The sequence below is a fragment of the Limnochorda sp. LNt genome (assembly GCF_035593265.1).
In the GTDB taxonomy this organism is placed as follows: Bacteria; Bacillota; Limnochordia; order Limnochordales; family Geochordaceae; genus Geochorda; species Geochorda subterranea.
In genome coordinates this window covers 1,539,350-1,557,369 of the sequence record NZ_CP141614.1, presented here as the reverse complement: position 1 = coordinate 1,557,369, position 18,020 = coordinate 1,539,350, and the positions used below count along the sequence as shown (strand labels likewise).

At 71.6% G+C, this 18,020-nt stretch carries 21 protein-coding genes and 1 tRNA gene; 16 read left to right on the top strand and 6 right to left on the bottom strand.

Going from position 1 to position 18,020, the window contains the following annotated elements:
- Positions 1 to 16 precede the first annotated feature (16 nt).
- The 13 genes from trpD (at position 17) to VLY81_RS07265 (ending at position 11,183) form a co-directional block, all read left to right on the top strand.
- The gene (trpD, locus tag VLY81_RS07325; protein WP_324667513.1) at positions 17 to 1,075 is read left to right on the top strand and encodes an anthranilate phosphoribosyltransferase; all 1,059 of its coding nucleotides are present in this window, start codon (positions 17 to 19) and stop codon (positions 1,073 to 1,075) included.
- Entirely contained in the window at positions 1,072 to 1,941 is an 870-nt protein-coding gene (locus tag VLY81_RS07320; RefSeq protein WP_324667512.1) for an indole-3-glycerol phosphate synthase TrpC, read from the top strand. Before trpD ends, VLY81_RS07320 begins: the two co-directional genes overlap by 4 nt.
- The gene (locus VLY81_RS07315) at positions 1,938 to 2,648 is read left to right on the top strand and encodes a phosphoribosylanthranilate isomerase (protein WP_324667511.1); all 711 of its coding nucleotides are present in this window, start codon (positions 1,938 to 1,940) and stop codon (positions 2,646 to 2,648) included. Before VLY81_RS07320 ends, VLY81_RS07315 begins: the two co-directional genes overlap by 4 nt.
- Positions 2,632 to 3,897 (top strand): tryptophan synthase subunit beta, encoded by a 1,266-nt coding sequence (trpB, locus tag VLY81_RS07310; protein WP_324667510.1) that lies wholly within the window; start codon positions 2,632 to 2,634, stop codon positions 3,895 to 3,897. Before VLY81_RS07315 ends, trpB begins: the two co-directional genes overlap by 17 nt.
- A complete protein-coding gene (gene trpA, locus VLY81_RS07305; RefSeq protein ID WP_324667509.1) occupies positions 3,879 to 4,715 on the top strand; it encodes a tryptophan synthase subunit alpha in 837 nt (278 codons plus the stop codon). The genes trpB and trpA overlap by 19 nt, the downstream gene beginning before the upstream one ends.
- A complete protein-coding gene (locus VLY81_RS07300; protein WP_324667508.1) occupies positions 4,712 to 6,034 on the top strand; it encodes an aminotransferase class I/II-fold pyridoxal phosphate-dependent enzyme in 1,323 nt (440 codons plus the stop codon). The genes trpA and VLY81_RS07300 overlap by 4 nt, the downstream gene beginning before the upstream one ends.
- 96 nt (positions 6,035 to 6,130) lie before the next feature.
- A complete protein-coding gene (gene speD / locus VLY81_RS07295; protein WP_405001230.1) occupies positions 6,131 to 6,574 on the top strand; it encodes an adenosylmethionine decarboxylase in 444 nt (147 codons plus the stop codon).
- 279 nt (positions 6,575 to 6,853) lie between these two features.
- A complete protein-coding gene (gene sigH / locus VLY81_RS07290; protein WP_405001229.1) occupies positions 6,854 to 7,507 on the top strand; it encodes an RNA polymerase sporulation sigma factor SigH in 654 nt (217 codons plus the stop codon).
- 30 nt (positions 7,508 to 7,537) lie between these two features.
- Positions 7,538 to 8,314: an SIR2 family NAD-dependent protein deacylase gene (locus VLY81_RS07285; RefSeq protein WP_324667506.1), complete on the top strand. Its 777-nt coding sequence runs from the start codon at positions 7,538 to 7,540 to the stop codon at positions 8,312 to 8,314.
- A 116-nt stretch (positions 8,315 to 8,430) separates the two neighbouring features.
- Positions 8,431 to 9,105, top strand: a complete 675-nt coding sequence (locus tag VLY81_RS07280) for an MgtC/SapB family protein (RefSeq protein ID WP_324667505.1) — start codon at positions 8,431 to 8,433, stop codon at positions 9,103 to 9,105.
- A 1-nt stretch (position 9,106) separates the two neighbouring features.
- Positions 9,107 to 9,952 (top strand): 5'/3'-nucleotidase SurE, encoded by an 846-nt coding sequence (gene surE, locus VLY81_RS07275; protein ID WP_324667504.1) that lies wholly within the window; start codon positions 9,107 to 9,109, stop codon positions 9,950 to 9,952.
- Between the two features lie 109 nt (positions 9,953 to 10,061).
- Positions 10,062 to 10,715, top strand: a complete 654-nt coding sequence (locus VLY81_RS07270) for a tetratricopeptide repeat protein (protein ID WP_324667503.1) — start codon at positions 10,062 to 10,064, stop codon at positions 10,713 to 10,715.
- Positions 10,716 to 10,808: 93 nt separating this feature from the next.
- A complete protein-coding gene (locus VLY81_RS07265; protein WP_324667502.1) occupies positions 10,809 to 11,183 on the top strand; it encodes a hypothetical protein in 375 nt (124 codons plus the stop codon).
- An 86-nt stretch (positions 11,184 to 11,269) separates the two neighbouring features.
- On the opposite strand, the gene lexA is transcribed toward VLY81_RS07265, so the two are convergent.
- Entirely contained in the window at positions 11,270 to 11,878 is a 609-nt protein-coding gene (gene lexA / locus VLY81_RS07260) for a transcriptional repressor LexA (protein ID WP_405001348.1), read from the bottom strand.
- 226 nt (positions 11,879 to 12,104) lie between these two features.
- Between lexA and VLY81_RS07255 the strand changes: the two genes are divergently transcribed.
- Positions 12,105 to 12,551: a LysM peptidoglycan-binding domain-containing protein gene (locus VLY81_RS07255; protein ID WP_324667500.1), complete on the top strand. Its 447-nt coding sequence runs from the start codon at positions 12,105 to 12,107 to the stop codon at positions 12,549 to 12,551.
- Here the strand turns inward: VLY81_RS07255 and VLY81_RS07250 are convergent.
- From VLY81_RS07250 to VLY81_RS07240, 3 genes are all read right to left on the bottom strand, one after another.
- Positions 12,520 to 13,521 (bottom strand): tyrosine-type recombinase/integrase, encoded by a 1,002-nt coding sequence (locus VLY81_RS07250; RefSeq protein ID WP_324667499.1) that lies wholly within the window; start codon positions 13,519 to 13,521, stop codon positions 12,520 to 12,522. The two genes, VLY81_RS07255 and VLY81_RS07250, sit on opposite strands and share 32 nt — an antisense overlap.
- A gap of 262 nt (positions 13,522 to 13,783) precedes the next feature.
- Positions 13,784 to 14,374 carry a phosphoribosyltransferase gene (locus VLY81_RS07245; protein WP_324667498.1) on the bottom strand — a complete coding sequence of 197 codons (591 nt, stop codon included), beginning with the start codon at positions 14,372 to 14,374 and terminating at the stop codon, positions 13,784 to 13,786.
- Positions 14,375 to 14,484: 110 nt separating this feature from the next.
- Positions 14,485 to 14,895 carry a CoA-binding protein gene (locus VLY81_RS07240; protein WP_324667497.1) on the bottom strand — a complete coding sequence of 137 codons (411 nt, stop codon included), beginning with the start codon at positions 14,893 to 14,895 and terminating at the stop codon, positions 14,485 to 14,487.
- A 142-nt stretch (positions 14,896 to 15,037) separates the two neighbouring features.
- Between VLY81_RS07240 and VLY81_RS07235 the strand changes: the two genes are divergently transcribed.
- Positions 15,038 to 15,113: transfer RNA gene (locus tag VLY81_RS07235), tRNA-Trp, on the top strand.
- A gap of 85 nt (positions 15,114 to 15,198) precedes the next feature.
- Here the strand turns inward: VLY81_RS07235 and VLY81_RS07230 are convergent.
- Positions 15,199 to 16,200, bottom strand: a complete 1,002-nt coding sequence (locus VLY81_RS07230) for a TerC family protein (protein ID WP_324667496.1) — start codon at positions 16,198 to 16,200, stop codon at positions 15,199 to 15,201.
- A gap of 331 nt (positions 16,201 to 16,531) precedes the next feature.
- Here VLY81_RS07230 and VLY81_RS07225 point away from each other — a divergent pair, with 331 nt between their 5' ends.
- A complete protein-coding gene (locus VLY81_RS07225) occupies positions 16,532 to 17,074 on the top strand; it encodes a DUF402 domain-containing protein (protein ID WP_324667495.1) in 543 nt (180 codons plus the stop codon).
- Here VLY81_RS07225 and VLY81_RS07220 read toward each other — a convergent pair.
- Positions 17,007 to 17,957 carry an alpha/beta hydrolase gene (locus VLY81_RS07220; protein ID WP_324667494.1) on the bottom strand — a complete coding sequence of 317 codons (951 nt, stop codon included), beginning with the start codon at positions 17,955 to 17,957 and terminating at the stop codon, positions 17,007 to 17,009. The genes VLY81_RS07225 and VLY81_RS07220 overlap by 68 nt on opposite strands.
- Positions 17,958 to 18,020: the final 63 nt, after the last annotated feature.

Below are 18,020 nucleotides of genomic sequence, written 5' to 3'. Positions count from 1 at the left end.
AGGGGCGGGGGACGTCATGTCGTCGTCGACCATCCAGGAGGCCATCCGGTTGGTGAGCGAGGGGCGTTCGCTCTCCCAGGAGCAGGCCGAGGCCGCTATGACCGCCATCATGCAGGGGGAGGCGACGCCGGCCCAGGTGGCCGGCCTGGCGGTGGCGCTGCGGATGAAGGGGGAGACCCCCGACGAGGTGGCGGGCATGGCCCTGGCCATGCGGCGCCACGCCGTCAAGGTGACGCCCCCACCGGGGCGCAAGGTCGTCGACACGTGCGGCACCGGCGGCGATCGCTCGCATTCCATCAATGTCTCCACGGGGGCCGCCTTCGTGGCCGCCGGGGCCGGCCTGGCCGTGGCCAAGCACGGCAATCGCAGCGTCTCCAGCCAGACCGGCAGCGCCGACGTGCTGGAGGCGATGGGGGTGGCCATCGACCTCAGCCCCGAGGAGGTGGAGCGCTGTCTGGCCGAGGTAGGGATGGCCTTCCTGTTCGCCCCCACCTTCCATCCCGCCATGCGGCACGCCGCCCAGCCCCGGCGCGAGCTGGGCATCCGCACCGTCTTCAACATCCTGGGGCCGCTGACCAACCCCGCCGGCGCCCGCTACCAGCTCCTGGGCGTCTACGAGCCCGGCCTGGTGGAGCTGGTGGCGGGAGCCCTGGCCAGGCTGGGCACCGAACGGGCCCTGGTGGTGCACGGGCTGGACGGGCTCGACGAGATCTCCCTGTCGGCTCCGACCCTGGCGGCCTGGGTCGAGGGGGGCGAGGTGCGCCCCCTGACCATCGATCCGACGGCACTGGGGCTGGCGCCCGCGCCGCCGGAGGCCATCCGGGGGGACGGGCCCGCCACCAACGCCCGCCTGCTGCGGGAGGTGCTGGCCGGGGAGCGGCACGACGCGTTGCGCGACGTCGTGTTGCTCAACGCCGCTGGCTGCCTGTGGGCGGCGGGCCTGGCGGAGTCGCTGCCCCAGGGGATGGAGCTGGCCCGTCATATCGTCGACTCGGGCGCCGCCTACCGGCGGCTCGAGGCCATGACCGCGTTCTGTCGGCGCCGTACGTCCGATGAGGCGGAGATGGCCCGATGAGCGGCGCGACCGGCTCACCGGGCGGACGGCTGGGCCAGATGGTCGAGCACCAGCGTCAGCGGCGGGAGCTGTTTCGCGCCATGCTGCGGCGGCTGGAGCACGAGCCCACCCCGCTACGACCGGCTCACGGGCTTCGCGAGGCGCTGGAGGCCGCCCGAGACGGCATCGGCGGGCGGCTCCCCCTCATCGCCGAGGTGAAGCGCCGCTCGCCCTCGGCCGGCGCCATCGCCGTCGACCGGGACGCCGTGGCCCAGGCCGCCCGCTACGCCGCCGGCGGGGCGGCGGCCATCTCGGTGCTGGCCAACGAGACGTTCTTCGGGGGCAGCCCCGACGACGTCCGGGCTGTCGCCGCCTCGCCAGCGGTGGGGCTGCCCGTGCTCTTCAAGGACATCGTCGTCTGGCCCGAGCAGATCGAGCTGGCGCGACGCTGCGGCGCCTCGGCCGTGCTGCTCATCATGGCCGCGCTGGCGACCGACGAGGTCGAGGCGCTCATGGCCCGCGCCCGGGAGGCCGGGCTCGAGGTCGTCGTCGAGGTACACGACGAGGGGGAGCTGGAGCGGGCGCTATCGCTGCCGGGCGTGCGGATCGTGGGGGTCAACAACCGGGACCTGCGCACCTTCGCCGTCGACACGAGCCGCGCCCGCACGCTCCTGCGCCGGGTGCCGCCGGGGGTGCTCCGCCTGGCGGAGAGCGGCTATCGTACCCCGGCCGACCTCGCGGAGGCCTGGGCGGCGGGCGCCGACGCGGTGCTGGTGGGCGAGGCCCTGATGCGAGCGCCGGATCCCGAGGCGTTGCTGGCCGAGGTGAGGAGGCTGCGGGCAGCCTCACCGTCCGGGGCACGGACGGCCGCAGATCCGGCGTCATGAGTCGCCGACCGAGGGTCTGGGTGAAGGTGTGCGGCCTCACACGCCCCTCCGACGTCGAGGCGGCGCTCCGGGCGGGCGTCGACGCCGTCGGCGTGGTCCTGACGAGGCGCAGCCCTCGGTGCGTCACGCCCGAGCAGGCCGCCGTGCTGGTCGAGGTGGCCCGGCGTGCCGCGGCCGAGGCCGGCCGGGTCGGAGTGGTGACCGTGGGGGTCTTCAGCGGCGAGGACGACGTCACCATCCTGGATCGAGCGCGGCGGAGCGGGGTCGACGCCGTCCAGCTCCACGGAGGCGAGAGCGACGAGACCCAGGCGCGCCTCTCCGCCGAGGGCTACGCCGTCATCCGGACGCTGTGGCCCTCGGCTCCCGGCCCGGGGGCCGCGCCCGATGTGCCCGTGCCACCCTGGGCCGTCCTGCTCGACAGCCGCACGCCCTCGCAGGCGGGAGGCACGGGTCGGCGCTTGGATCCGGCCGTTGCGGCGTCGTGGGTGGGCCGTCTTCGGGAGGCCGGCCTTCGTGTCATCCTGGCAGGAGGGCTGTCGGCCGACCACGTAGCCGGCATCGTCGACCGGGTCCGCCCGTGGGGCGTCGACGTCAGCTCCGGCGTCGAGGTGCCGGGCCGGCCCGGCGTCAAGGACCCCGAGGCCGTCCGGGCCTTCGTCCGGGCGGTGCGGGCATGGGAGGATGAAGCGGATGCTCCATCGGCCTGAGCCCCTGGCCGGCAGGCGGGGGCCCGAGCCGCCCCTGGACGGGGTGCCCGATCCTCGTGGCTACTTCGGGGGGTTCGGGGGGCGGTTCGTGCCGGAGACCCTGATGGCGCCCCTGGAGGAGCTGACCCGGGCCTACGAGCAGGCCCGGCAGGATCCAGCCTTCTGGGAGGAGCTCGGGCAGCTGCAAGCGCACTACGCAGGGCGGCCGACCCCCCTGTACCGGGCGGATCGGCTCAGCCGCCACGCCGGAGGGGCTCGCATCTACCTCAAGCGGGAGGACCTGGCCCACACGGGCGCTCATAAGATCAACAACGCGCTCGGCCAGGCCCTGCTGGCCCGCCGCATGGGCAAGCGCCGCCTCATCGCCGAGACGGGTGCCGGCCAGCACGGGGTGGCCACCGCGACCGTGGCGGCCCGCTTCGGCATGGCGTGCACGGTCTTCATGGGCGCCGAGGACATGGAGCGCCAGCACCTCAACGTCGTGCGCATGCGGATGCTGGGAGCAGAGGTGCGTCCGGTGACCATCGGCAGCGCCACCCTCAAGGAGGCCACCGACGAGGCCATCCGGGATTGGGTCGCCACCGTCGCCGACTCGCACTACGTCATCGGCTCCGCCGTCGGTCCCCATCCCTATCCGGTCATGGTGGGCGACTTCCAGTCGGTCATCGGCCAGGAGAGCCGGCGCCAGATCTTGGCGGCCGAGGGGCGATTGCCCGACTGGGTGGTGGCCTGCGTGGGAGGGGGGAGCAACGCCATCGGCATCTTCCGGGGCTTCGTGCGAGATGACGGCGTGGGCCTGCTGGGCGTGGAGGCGGGGGGCCGGGGGGAGGCCCCCGGCCAGCACGCCGCGAGCCTGAGCCGGGGCCGACTCGGCGTGCTCCACGGCTCCAAGAGCCTGCTGCTCCAGGATGCCGAGGGCCAGGTGGCGCCGACCCACTCCATCTCGGCGGGCCTCGACTACCCCGGCGTGGGGCCGGAGCACGCCTACCTCAAAGCGGTGGGACGGGCCCGCTACGTCACGGTGGAGGACGAGAGGGCGCTGGAGGCCTTCGGGCTCCTCGCCCGATTGGAGGGCATCCTGCCCGCCATGGAGAGCGCCCACGCCATCGCTGCCGCTGTGGAGCTGGCCGGTCGCCTGCCCGCCGACGCCATCGTGCTGGTCAATCTATCGGGACGGGGCGACAAGGACGTGGAGCACGTGGCCCGTCACCTGGAGGGGGGACGCGGAGCATGGACGGCCCCTTCGTGACGTGGGCGCACACCGAGGGCGGACGCCGGCTGGCCGCCGCCTTCGATCGGGCCCGCGAGCAGGGACGGGCGGCGCTGGTGGGGTACTGGATGGGCGGCTACCCCGACGCCGAGGCGTCGGAGGCGGCGCTGCTGGCCCTGGCACGGGGCGGATGCGACGTGCTGGAGGTCGGCTTGCCCTTCTCGGATCCGGTGGCGGACGGGCCCGTGCTGCAGCAGGCAGGTGCCGTGGCCCTGCAGGCCGGGGCCGGCTTTCGCCGGGTGCTGGACGTGGCCACGGTGGTGCAGGCGGCGGTGCCTGAGACGCCCGTGGTCGTCATGGGCTACTACAACCTCTTCCTGCAGATGGAGCTGGGCACCGTGGCAGCCGAGCTGGCCCGCCGTGGGCTGGCGGGCGTCATCGTGCCGGACCTGCCGGTGGAGGAGGCGGGCGAGATGCGAGCGGCGCTGGCGGCCCACGAGCTGGCGTGGGTCAGCCTGGCCGCCCCCACCAGCGGCGAACGTCTGGCTCTCCTGGCCGAGGCGGGCGACGGCTTCATCTACGCCATCAGCCATGCCGGGGTGACCGGCGTGCGCCAGGGGGTGGCCCCCGGGGCCCGCGAGCTGGTGGAGGGGCTGCGCCGGCACACCGGCCTCCCGGTGGCGCTGGGCTTCGGCGTCTCGGGCCCGCAGCAGGCGGCCGCTTACCGCTTCGCGGACGGCGTCGTGGTGGGCAGCGCCTTCGTCCTGCGGTGGATGGAGGCGCCCACCCGCCGCGACGCCCTTCGGGAGGTGGAGGGGCTGGCGCGGGCCCTGCACGAGGCACTGGTGGGGCGATGAGCGAGCCGAGCTTCATCGCACAGGCCTTCCCGGAGATCGATCCGCGGGCCGAGCGGGTGGTGCTGGCGGCCATCCGACGGCTGCAGCAGCCGGCGCCGCCGGGCGTGGCGGGCTGGGCAGCCGTCGAGGAGGTGGCGGCTCACAACACGGCCCGGGTGCTGGCCGCCTTCCACCAGGTGGGGGCCTCCGAGGGCTTCCTGGCCGAGACGACGGGCTACGCGTACGGTGACCCCGGACGAGAGGCCCTGGAGCAGGCGTGGGCCCTGGTGATGGGAGCCGAGGCCGCACTGGTGCGGCCCCAGCTCGTCTCGGGCACCCACGCGCTGACCTGCGCGCTCTTCGGCGTGCTGCGCCCGGGCGACGAGCTGGTGGTTGCCACCGGGCTGCCGTACGACACCCTGTGGCCCGTGCTGGGCATCGAGGGCCAGCAGGCGCCAGGGTCCCTGGCCGAGTGGGGCGTGCGCACCCGGGTGGTACCGCTGACGCAGACGGGTGAGGTGGACCTGGAGGCACTGGAGGCCAGCATCGGGTCCCGGACCCGCATGGTGCTGGTGCAGCGCTCCCGGGGCTACGCGTGGCGCCCGTCGTTGAGCATCGACGCCATCGCCGCCGTCTGCGAGGTCGCGCACCGTCGCGGCGGCTGCGTGGTGCTGGTCGACAACGCCTACGGGGAGTTCGTGGAGACCCGGGAGCCGTGCCACGTCGGGGCCGATCTGGTCGCGGGCTCCCTCATCAAGAACCCGGGCGGCACCCTGGCTCCCAGCGGCGGCTACGTGGCCGGATCGGCGGAGCTGGTGGCGGCCGCCGCCGCTCGCCTGACGGCACCGGGGTTGGCGGCTGAGGTGGGACCGGCCCTGGGGGTCTCCCGGTGGATCTGGATGGGGCTCTTCCTCGCGCCCCGCACCGTCGCGGAGGCCGTGGCCGGGGCCATGGTGGCCGCGGCCGCCTTCTCGGCGGCGGGCTTCGCCGTGAGCCCCACGGCGGAGGAGCCCCGGACCGACACGGTGCAGGTGGTGCGGGCCGGACGACGGGAGGCGGCCATGGCCATCGTGCGGGGCATCCAGCGCGCCTCGGCGCTGGATGCGCGCGCCCGGCCGCACCCGGCTCGGCTACCGGGCTACCGGGACCCCATCGTCATGGCGGGCGGCACCTTCGTGCAAGGATCTTCCAGCGAGCTGTCGGCGGACCTGCCGCTGCGGCCCCCCTACGACGTCTTCCTGCAGGGGGGCGTCTCCCGGCATCACGTGGCCCTCGGGGTGGCCCGAGCCCTCCACGAGCTGTGGTCCGATGGTCTTTTGATGGATTTTGCCGAACCTTGACAGGGAGGGGGGTTCTGTTACAATGGGGCTTGATTGCCTGCGGGACGGCCTTTTGTCGGGCTTGGGCAGGCGACGCGGAAGGGGGTCATAGATGGAATGACGCAGGCGCTGGGGCGTCACATTCTGTGCGAGGCGTACGGGTGTGACCCGGCGATCCTGGACAACCAGCAGTTGGTTCAGGACATCATGGTCGAGGCGGCCCTGAGGGCCGGGGCCGAGATCCGGGAGGTCACGTTCCACAAGTTCAGCCCCCAGGGAGTGAGCGGGGTCGTGGTCATCTCGGAGTCCCACCTGGCCATCCACACCTGGCCCGAGCTCGGCTACGCCGCCATCGACGTCTTCACGTGCGGCGACTCGGTCAACCCGTGGGCGGCCTGCCACTACCTGACCCAGGCGTTCAAGGCCCGCAGCACCGAGGCCACCGAGATGCGGCGCGGCGTCATGGGAGCCGATGGCACCATGGGCACCGAGATCACCCGCCATCCGCACACGCTGACCGGCCACGCGGAGCAGCCGGCCGATGTGGTGGAAGTGAGGTGACGCGTAGCGGGTATGGGACCTGATGACAGTATTCGGCGCGTGAGGTAGTCGCCCCGGGGTTCCATGTCGAGTGGCTCCGGGGCTTTTCGTTTGGCTGAGGCTCCGCGCAGTGCCGCCCGGGGCGGGTCCGGAGCGGACCGAGCCACCTAATGAGAAGGAGAGTGGTTAATTCCTGTCGTAATCCCTGATTAAGGGACGAGGCATCCGTCACTTGCATATCCTCTAGATGGCGCTCTCCGAGGCTCGGGACGGGGTTCGAGGGGTGGGCTCGAGCAGGCGATGGGGAAGCCCCGCGCGACGTCGTCATGGACGTGGCGGCCCAGACCGGGTGGGCCGGATTTCTCGTCATTGCCCGACGAAGAAGTGGTCCAGCTCGCTCAGGCCGGCAACGAGGACGCCCTGGAGTTCCTGCTCATCAAGTACCGCAAGCTGGTGCACGCCTGGAGTCGTCCCTACTTCCTGCAGGGGGCCGAGGACGACGACCTGCTGCAGGAGGGCATGATCGGGCTCTACAAGGCCATCCGGGACTTCACGCCCGGCGCCTCGTCCTTCTGGGCCTTCGCCAGGCTGTGCATCGTCCGCAACATCATCAGCGCCATCAAGGGCACGACCCGCCAGAAGCACGTCCCCGTCAACCAGTACACGTCCCTGCACCGGCCCGTCTACGACATGGATGGCGATCGCACGCTGCTCGAGGTGCTGCCCAACCAGCGCGTCGACGACCCCGAGACCCTCGTCATCGACCGGGAGCTGTTGACGCAGACCCAGCAATACGTCAAGCAGGTGTTGAGCGACTTCGAGTACAAGGTCTTCCGGCTGTACGTCAACGGGCTATCCTACAAGGAGATGGCCGAGCGGCTCAACACCCACACCAAGTCCATCGACAACGCCCTCTGTCGCATCAAGCACAAGATCGAGCGCCGCTACTTGTAGTCGGCCCGTGGCCGGACGGCTAAGGCAGCCATGGCGACACCACTCGACGATGGGGCCTTCGAGCAGGCCGTCGATCGCCTCGTGGAGGCGATGGTCGAGGCGCGCCACTGCGTGGTGCTGACCGGGGCCGGCATCTCCACCGAGAGCGGCATCCCCGACTTCCGCAGCCCCGGTGTGGGCTTGTGGGAGCGCCTGGACCCGATGGAGGCCATGTCGGCGGCCGCCTTCTGGCGCGATCCCGTGCGCTTCTACCGGCTCGCCGCCGAGACGTGGCTGCCCCCGCTGTGGCAGGCCCGTCCCAACGTCGCCCACCGCGTGCTGGCCGAGCTCGAGCGAGAGGGCCTCGTGCGGGCCGTCATCACGCAGAACATCGACGGCCTGCATCAGCGGGCCGGCAGCCGCCGGGTGCTGGAGGTGCACGGCCACGTCCGCTCCGCCCGATGCACCCGTTGCGGACGTCCCCACGAGCTGCCCGACCTGGTGGCGCGCCTGCAGACGGGTGAGCAGGGCCCGTACTGCACGTGCGGGGGCCCCATCAAGCCAGCGGTGGTGCTCTTCGGCGACCCCATGCCCCCGGTCTTCGAGGAGGCCGTCGCCGAGGCGGGTCGGGCCGACCTGATGGTGGTGGTGGGCTCGAGCCTGGCCGTCGACCCCGCCAACAGCCTGCCCGCCCTCGCCCAGCGGGTCGTCGTCAACAACCTGGAGCCCACCTGGGTGGACGGCCGGGCAGTGGTACGGCTGCCTTACCGCGCGAGCCGGGTGTGGGGTGCGGTCCGCCAGCGGTTGATGGCCCGGCGGCTCCTGTAGGGAGGTCCCTCTCCTGCCGACTCTCCTCCTGGAGCGTGGCGCAGCTGCGCCTCTCTGGCCAGGGGTGTGGCTGCGCGTTATACTGGTGCTCTAAGGGGTGGAGGTGGGGGAGGGCCGTGGCGATCTCCGACGTCGAGCTCTTCATCCGGCTGGCCCTGGCCGCGCTGCTGGGAGCGGTCATCGGCCTCGAGCGCGAGAGCCACCGGCGGCCGGCCGGCTTTCGGACGCATACCCTCGTCTCCATGGGTTCGGCCCTCGTCATGCTGGTCTCGGCGTACGGCCTCAACCGGGGGGCCGACAGCGTCTGGCCCTACGATCCGACCCGCATCGCCGCCCAGGTGGTCTCGGGCATCGGCTTCCTGGGGGCGGGGACCATCCTGCGGGAGGGCCCGACGGTGCGGGGGCTGACGACGGCGGCCAGCCTGTGGGTCGTGGCAGGCATCGGCCTGGCCGCGGGCGCGGGGTTTTACCTGGGCGCCGTCGTGGCCACTGCCCTGGCCGTGGTGACGCTGGTCTGGCTGAGTCGGGTGGAGCGCCAGGTGCTCTCGAGCAAGGAGAGCAACCTCTCGCTGGTGGTCTCGGACCAGCCCGGCCAGCTGGGGGCCATCGCCTCCGTCCTGGGCCGGCACGGTGTCGACATCCGGGGGGTCGAGATCGCACCCCAGGAGGGAGCCCGGGCCGCGCTGCTCATCACCGTCGAGGTGCCACCCCGGGCCGATCGCAGCCGGGTCCTTGCCGACCTCTCTTCGCTGGAAGGGGTCTTTCGCGCTTCCTACGAAAGTCAGGGTTGAGATGCGACGGATCCTGTTGAGCAACGACGACGGCATCCATGCCCCGGGCCTGCAGGCCCTGGCGGAGTCGCTGGCGGAGCTGGGCGAGATCGTCATCGTCGCGCCCGACCGTGACCGCAGCGGGACCGGCCACGCCATCACGGTGAGAGAGGATCTGCACGTGGAGCGTCTCCAGCTGGCCGGCCGCTGGCAGGCCTACGCGGTCAGCGGCACCCCCGCCGACTGCGTCAAGCTCGGGGTGCTGGAGCTGTGCGATTCCCCGCCGGATCTGGTGGTCTCGGGCATCAACGCCGGGGCCAATCTGGGCATCGACGTCTTCTACTCCGGCACCGTAGCCGCGGCCTTCGAGGGCACACTGCTGGGCATCCCCGCCCTGGCCATCTCCTGCATCACCCGCAAGGAGTCACCGGACTTTCGGCTGGCGCGTGCCGTCGCGCCCCTGCTGGCCGATTGGCTGATGGGGAAGGACTTCGGCTCGCCCCTTCTGCTCAATGTCAACGTCCCGGAGCGGGCCAGGGCGACGGGGTCCGAGGTGCTGAGGTGGACCCGGCTGGGATTGCGCCGGCGCTACCGCGATGACTTCGCGCCGGGTACCGAAGAGCCGGGGTGGCCCCAGGGGGACGGGCGGGAGGCGGGGCGGCGCTTCCGGCTCGTGGGCGACGCGGACGATGGGGACAGCGACGATCCGACCACCGACGCCGGGGCCGTGGAGGCGGGCTGGGTCTCCGTCACCCCCATCCACCTCGACATGACCGACTACGGCTGGTTGGGGCGGCTGGGCGTGGCGCCGGGTGAGCCCGTCACGGGGCTGGCAGGGCTGAGGGTCGACGGGCGACCCGCCTCCTGAGGGAGCCAGGCGTCTGCCACGCCGAGGGTCGGCCGTCCGGAGATGGTGAGACGTGCGGCCGCGACACGGGGCGGGATGGGCCCTCGCGTTGATCTTGTGGGTGGCGGGGGTGGGCGCCTGGCGTGCCCATGGCGAGGCGGCCCCCTCGCCGGGCGTCGACGTGGCCTTCTGGCAGGGCGTGTTGCGGGAGGGCCAGGCCCGGGAGGACGCCGAGGGAGGGCTCTTGCGTGCCGCGGCCTACGTCAACCTCGGTCGCATCATGGATGCCCTCGACGAGGTGGACAAGCTCTCGGCCCTGGCCTACCAGGACGTGGCGCGCCGGCTGGTGCCCCGCTACGAGGCGGCCGTGGCGGCGTCGCCCGACGACAGGGTCGCCCTCAACTGCCTGGTCTTCGGCTACTACGCCCTGGAGCAGATGGATGCGGCCATCGCCGTGCTGCGGCATCTGATCGCCGTCGACGCGGCCAATCCCTGGCCGCGCAATCTGCTGGCCATCGCCCTGCTGACCCGCGAGCAGTACGGAGCGGCCCGGGGGGTGGCCCAGGAGGCCCTCACGCTGGATCCCCGCAACGAGTACAGCCACCTGATCCTGGCCTACGCCTACCTGCACGAGCGCGACTACCTGCGCTTCCTCAGCCACTACTGGCAGGGCAGGGGAGCGGCGCGGGAGCTGCAGCGCTACCTGGCCCGGCAGAATGCCAGGGCCTACCATCGGGAGCAGACGTTGGCGGTCCGGCGCGCAGGGGATGGCGCATTCGGCTAAGAATATAGACGCTAGCGGGGAGCACGGAGGAAGGCCCCACGCGAGGGTGGTGCCGCCGCGGCCCTCCGGGGGCCCCGAAAGGAGGAAACCCCCGTGTTTCAGGTAGCGCCCGAGGACGTCCTGCGGGGGTTGAAGCGGTTCAAGCGGCTGGCCAAGCAGGACATCCTGGCCAGCAGCAAGACCCCCAACCCCCAGTCCTGGACCCGCCACGCCGAAGCCCGCCGCAAGGTCTACGACCTCCTGATGGAGACCATCCAACGAGAAGGACTCGACGCCGCCTACCAGCTGGCCCGTCAGCAGCTCGCCGAGCTGGCCCGAGCCCCCAGGGACGATGCCGAACACGCCGGACGAGAGCAGGCCCTGACCCTCTTCTTCAGTGTGGTGGGGCTCTCTCCCGAGGAGACGGCCCAGCTACAGCACGAGATGGCCGAGGACCCGGCCGCCAGTTCGTCGGCGCTCGTCAACTGACGATCGACCCCGGCCGCGGGACGGGGCCGGGCGAGCGTCGTCGTGGAGCGCGAGGCGGCGGCGCAGACCTCGGCGGTCTGCGCCGGTCAGCCCACCTTGCGCAGGACGCCGATGACCTTTCCGAGGATCTGGACGTTCTGCGTGAGGATGGGCTTGTAGCGGGGGTTTTCGGGCTGGAGGCGGACGTGGTCCTCCTCCCGGTAGAACCGCTTGACCGTCGCCTCGTCATCGACGAGGGCCACGACGATCTCCCCGTTGCGCGCCGACGGCTGGGAACGCACGACCACGTAGTCGCCGTCCAGGATGCCGGCGCCCTTCATGCTGTCGCCGCGCACGCGCAGCATGAAGACGTCCTCGTACTCCGTGAAGTCCAGCGGCAGGGGAAAGAAGTCCTCGATGTTCTGCACGGCCAGCAAGGGCTGGCCGGCCGGGACCCGCCCCAGCACGGGGACGTTGATCATCTCCTTGCGCACCACCTGGCGCTCGTCGAGCAGCTCGATGGCCCGGGGCTTGGTGGGGTCGCGGCGGATGTAGCCCTTCTCCTCGAGCCGGGCCAGGTGGCCGTGCACCGTGGAGCTCGAGCTGAGCCCCACCGCCTCACCGATCTCGCGCACCGACGGGGGATAGCCCCGGGTCTGGACCGTCCGCTTGATGTACTCCAGGATCTGCCGTTGTCGCGGCGTCAGCTCCCGCAGCGCCATGCCGGCCGCACCGCCCTTCTGCGTCGCACCGGGCCCCGGACGTCGTTGCCATCGTAACACACCTGTTCGCCTTTTGCAAACATCCGTTCGGGAAGTCGGCCCGTCCCCGTACGCCACCTGGGACGACAGGGGCTTGACATCCGCACAGATGTTCGTTATCCTGCGAACAGAGCTTCGGCGAACGGGCATTCGCTGCTCGGAGAGCGAGGGAGCGCGGCGCATGGCGACGCAGCGAGCGAGGCCGGCATCAGCGCACGAGGAGACGTCCGCGGGCGCCGTCGCCGCCGGGCGACGAGCCATGGCCGGCGGTGTGGCGGGCGTCGTGCTGCTGCTCTTGCTGGGGTCGGCCTCGCTGGCTCTGGGATGGTGGTGGACCGTGAGCCGCTCCACCGAGGTGGCCAGCGCCATGCCGGCCATCCAGGGGCGGGCGGAGCTGCGCCGGGTGGCGGTGCAGCCGGGCGACACGCTGTGGGAGCTGGCCGTCCGCTACGGACCGTCGGCGGCCGATCCCCGCCGGCTGGTGCAGGAGCTGACGGCGCTCAACGGCCTGACGCCCGGCCAGCCGTTGCGACCGGGGTCGGGGCTGCGCCTGCCTTCGACGTGGGCCGAGCCGGCCCGAGGAGAGGCCGCGGGGGTCAGTAGGGCAGTCGGCCCAGCTGCTCCTTGAGCCGGCGGTTGAGGACGTGGGTGTAGCGCTGGGTCGTGGCCAGGGAGGCATGGCCCAGCAGCTCCTGGATGGTGCGCAGGTCGGCGTCGGCCTGCAGGAGCAGGGTGGCGACGGTGTGGCGCAGCTTGTGCGGCGACAGGGAGAGGCGCACCTGGGGCAGGCTGGTCACGATGCGCCGCAGGATAAACCGCACCCCGGACGGCGTCAGGGGGCGACCGTGCCGGTTGACGAAGAGACGGTCCTGGGCGGCTCGCGGGGCTTTGCGGATGAGCTCCAGGCGACGGGGCAGGTAGGCGTGCACCATGGCCGCGAGCTCCTCGCGCATGGGCACGAGCCGCTCCTTGCCCCCCTTGCCGAAGAGGCGGACGGCCCCGGCGGCGAAGTCGAGGTCGTCGAGCCTCAGGGCCAGCAGCTCGCTCAGCCGGCATCCGGTATAGAGAAACATGCCGACCAGAGCCCGGTCCCGCAGCGGCTCCGTACCGGCTCGGGCGGCGGCGTCGAGCAAGGCGGCCGCCTCGTCACCGGTGAGGAAGACGGGCAGGCGGCGGGGGAGCTTGGGGCTGTGCAGGCGCTCGGCCGGGCTCGCCTCCAGGAGGCGCTCCTCCACCAGGAAGCGATAGAAGCCCCGGATGGCGCTCACCTTGCGGGCCCGGGTGGGCGCCTGGTTCTGGCGCTGGTCGTAGATGTACTCGAGAAAGGCCCGCAGCAGGTACTCGTCGGCTTGCGCCAGCGCGCGCCCCTGGCCCTCGCAGAATCGCTGGAGCAAGAGCAGGTCGCCGAGGTAGGCGCGTGCGGTGCGCCGGCTCAGCCCCCGCTCCACCAGGAGATGCCGGTAGTAGCGCGCCAACAGGGGGTCCGCCGCTGCCCCCGGGGACTCCCGGTCGAGCTGGCCCGGCTCGTAGGCGCCGGCGGACGGGGGTGCAGCCTCCGGCGCCGGCCGGCCGTCCGGTGGCAGGGGCTTGCTGGCCAAGGGGATCCCTCCGTGTCGTCCGTATCGGGGGTACTGCTCGGGGGCAGCCCCCGAGCGTCGCGGCCGTGCATGCCAGGTTCACGAGGCGAGCCGGGAGCTCCTCTCGAGGCCGCCGCGGACTCTGCTGCCCCCGAGATCGAGCTACTGCGCTAAAGAGACATTTAGCGCAGTAGAGAGCACGTGAGCAACGAGTCGGGCACTACGGCGTCGGCAGCTAGGAGCCGGATCCGTTGACCGGCACTGCCGTGCGTATCGATTTGGCTCATCGAGGGCGCTGGGCGTCCCCGATGACGGCCTCAGGGTTGTCGTATCCCTGCAGACGCAGCGCCTCGGCGTATTCCGGGTGCAAGAGCCACCGGCCGCCGTCCAGGACGTACCGGCCCCACGGCCAGATGACCAGGGCGTCGGTGGTCAGCGCCACGACGTCCGGTCTCGGCGTCGCCCACGTGTGCGCTGCCAGTGCCGCCGTGACCACCGAGGCCGCTCCCATATCAAGGACGGCCTGGGCGGCCATCGCCAGCGTCTCGCCGGTGTCGGCCATCTCGTCCACGACGGCGATGCGCAGGCCTGCCAGCGTCAACTCCGGCCGCTGCAGCCACACGGGGTGACGTTCGACGACGCGGTCCCCCCTTCTGCGGGAGAGGCTGACGGGGTAGAGGTCGACGCGCAGGCTCAGCGCGACCTGCGTGGCGGCTATCAACCCGCTTCGAGCAATCCCCACCAGGCCGTCGATCTGCCGTGGTGCCAGCGCCTCCGCGACCTGGCGGCACAGGCGCTCGAACTCGTCCCACGTGACCGCATGGATGCCCGCACGATGGGCGTAATCGTAGGGCGCGGCCCCAGCTTCGCCCAACCGCTACCTCCCCCCTCCCGTTTCGCCTCCGCCCTGCCCCGGCCTCGCTCAGACTGTGCGGGCTCGACAAGAGCTCGAGGACTCGTCTCCACCGCCCGCACAGGCGCGGCCTAAAGCTCTCCGGCCATCCGGTAGCGCTGATGCTCCTTCAGCATGCAGCGGTCCATCACGACCCGCAGCCCGGCCTGTCGGGCCCGCTCGGCGGCCTGCTCGTGGACGACCCCTTCCTGCAGCCAGAGCGCCCTGGCTCCGATGGCGATGGCCTCCTCGACGATCTGGGGGACGTATTCCGGGCGGCGGAAGACGTCCACCACGTCGACCGGTTCGGGCACGGAGCGGAGATCGGGGTAGCTCTTCTCTCCGAGCACTTCCGAGACGGTCGGGTTCACCGGGATGATGCGGTAGCCCTGGCGCTTCAGGTAGCTCGCCACGGTGTGGCTGGGGCGGGACGGATCCGGCGACAGTCCCACCACCGCCACCGTTCGGGCGCTTCGCAGGATCTCCAGCGCTTCGTCGGGCATCGGTCGTGGCCTCCTCCACGGTGCGGTACACCGAAACGTGGATTGCGCAAGGCTGGCCCAACGCCTCTCTTCAGATTATGGCGTAAAGCGGGCGGCTCCGGTTGCCTCGTGCCTGAGGGCCGTGTTATACTCCTGCTTGTGCAGGGGCGTAGCTCAACTGGCAGAGCACCGGTCTCCAAAACCGGCGGTTGCGGGTTCAAGTCCTGCCGCCCCTGCCATCGTTTTGGTAGCCGCCTTCCGCCCCGTTAGCCCAGGTCGGGGATCTCCGACAGCCAGCCCTTCTTGCGGCGCCGTGGCCTGGTCTCATCCTCTTCGTCCCAGTCGTCGTGCATCTTTCGCCGTCGTCTCACGGACCCGGGGCCACCTCCTGGCGACAAAACGCCACGCCGCCTCTGGTCGCATCACAGACGTCAGCACCGAGACCCCCAGCAGGCTGGCCACCACCGCCAGCGACCATCCTACCGGGACGTGGTAGAGGTCGCTCACCAGCATCTTGGCGCCCACGAAGACGAGCACCGCGCTCAGCCCCACCTTGAGGTAGCGGAAGCGCTCCATCATCCCCGCCAGCAGGAAGTACAGCGCCCGAAGCCCCAGGATGGCGAAGATGTTGGACGAGAAGACGATGAAGGGGTCACTGGTCACCGCGAAGATGGCGGGGATGGAGTCCACCGCGAAGACGACGTCGGTGGCCTCCACCAGCACCAGCACCAGCAGCAGCGGGGTGGCGTATAGCCGCCCGTCGATCCGCACCACAAAGCCCCCGCCGTGGGGCTCCGTGACCGCCGGCACCACGCGGCGAAAGGCGCGGAAGAGCACGTTTCGCTCGGGGTGCGGCGTCTCGTCACGGTGCCGCAGAATCTTGACGCCGGTGTAGACCAGGAAGCCCCCGAAGACGAAGATCATCCAGTGGAAGCGCTCCAATAACCACGCCCCCAGCAGGATGAAGAAGCCCCGCATGACCACGGCGCCCAGGATGCCCCACAGCAGGATCCGGTGCTGGTAGGCTGCCGGCACGGCGAACGTCGAGAAGATCAGCAGGAAGACGAAGAGGTTGTCGACGCTCAGGGCCTTCTCGATGAGGTAGCCCGTCAGAAACTCCAGTCCCGCCTGAGCGCCGAAGGCGACGTAGACCCCGGCGTTGAAGACGAGGGCCAGCCCGATCCAGAAGAGGCTCATCCAGAGCGCCTCGCGGAACGACATGGCGTGGGGCTTGCGGTGCAACACCCCCAGGTCGAAGGCGATGGCCACGGTGATCAAGGCCAGGAACCCGATCCAGAGCGCGGGGCTGCCGATGCTGCCGGTCATCCCTCATTCGTCCCTCCTGCGTGCCGGCCTCGTCGGGGCGGCTCGCCGCCATCGAGAGCAAAGAAGAAGACCTCGACGCCATCCGGCGTCGAGGTCTCGCTGCCTCGCTTCGGAGTGGGCGACGCGGGAAGACCCGTCCTGACGCTGTCGCCCCCCGGCGCCACCGGCGCCGGCCAGCTACTCCCCTCTGGCCGACCCTTGCCCGTGCCTGTGGCGAAAGTCTAGCCGGCCTGCGTGTGACCCGTCAAGGCCTCCGACTCGGCGCTCGCCGCGACCCTGCAGGGATCGCCGGCCCCGGCGGCCAACCTCCTGCCTCGCACGGGGGCGCAGGATGTACGGCCCAGGGCAGATCGTACGCCTCGAGTTCTTCAAATACCCCGAGCGTCGGCGCCACTATTGGTGGGAGGCGCGAGTCGTGGAGGTGCGCCGCGATGGGGCCGCGCCCGAGCGGCTCTCGGCGGTGCTGCTCCACATGCCCGTTGGCTTCTCGTTTCACCACGAGACCAAGGGACTGGCCCTGCGGATGGACCATCAGGCGTACGTGGCCTTCTTCACCGGTCGCTGGTACTCGGGCGGCCCCGACCTCGACGCCTCCGGACGGGTCCTGGAATATTACTGGAACGTGCAGACGCCGCCCACCTTCGAGCCCGACCGCATCTGGCAGTACGACCTGGAGCTCGACGTGCGGGCCCGCGCCGACCATGCCTGCGAGGTACGGGACGTTGACGAGTTCGAGGCCCGCCGCCACCTCTACCCCGCCGCCTGGGTCGAGGCCGCATGGCAGGCGGTCGAAGAGATCCGGGCCCTCATGCGGGAGGCGCGCTGGCCGGTGTTGCCCCCGTCAGCCCCGCACCCGTGGATGGCGCGTCCCTAGGTTGGGCCGCCGCCGGCCAGAGCCCCAGCCTCTCGAGCCAGGCCTCGACGTCGGCCAGGACCCGCCCCTGATCCAGGTCGTTGAAGAGCTCGTGATAGCCCTCCGGGTAGCGCCGCAGCGCTTTGCACGGATGGGGCACGGCCTCGAAGACGGCCCGGGTGGTGCCGGGGTCCACGATCCGGTCGGCGTCGCCCTGCAAGAAGAGCACGGGGACCCGCATCTGCCCGGCCAACTGCGTGCGGGCTCGGGCCGCCGTCCGACTGCACTCCACGAACCACCGCGCCGTCACGGTCGTGCCCACCAGGGGATCGTCCCGGTACGCTCTCGCCACCCGGGGATCCCGGCTCAGATGGCCCGGCTCGATGCCGGCCGGCCGGCGCAAGCGGGGCACCAGCCGGGCTCCCACCGGGGCAAGGAGCCGGTCCAGGGCGCTGAGCCGCATGCGCAGACCGAACCACGGCGCCGACACCACCAGCGCTCCCACCCGCTCGGGCCGCCACGCCGCGTACGCGAAGGCGATCAGCCCGCCCATGCTGTGACCGATGAGCAGGATGCCCGGCCCGCCGCCCGGGCCGCCCGCCCCTCCCGCTTTCGACTCCCGGCTCTCCACCAAGCGCTCCAGATCCTCCAGGTACTGCTCGAAGCGGTCCACGTGACCCCGGAGTCCCGCCGACCGGCCGTGGCCCCGCAGGTCCAGGGCTCTCACCTCGAAGCCCAGGCCCACCAGCCAGGCGGCGACGTGCTCGTAGCGCCCGCTGTGCTCGTTGGCGCCGTGCACGAGCACCGCCTGTCCCCGGACGGGTGGGACGGGGAACCACCCCCGCCAGAAGAGGCGACATCCGTCCGCTGCGGTCAGATACCCGCTGGCCCGTCTTGGCGGCATCGCTCGCTCCCCTCCCCCGCCTTCGCCGCTCCCCTCCTCGCCTCCACCCCGCATCGCCTCTGT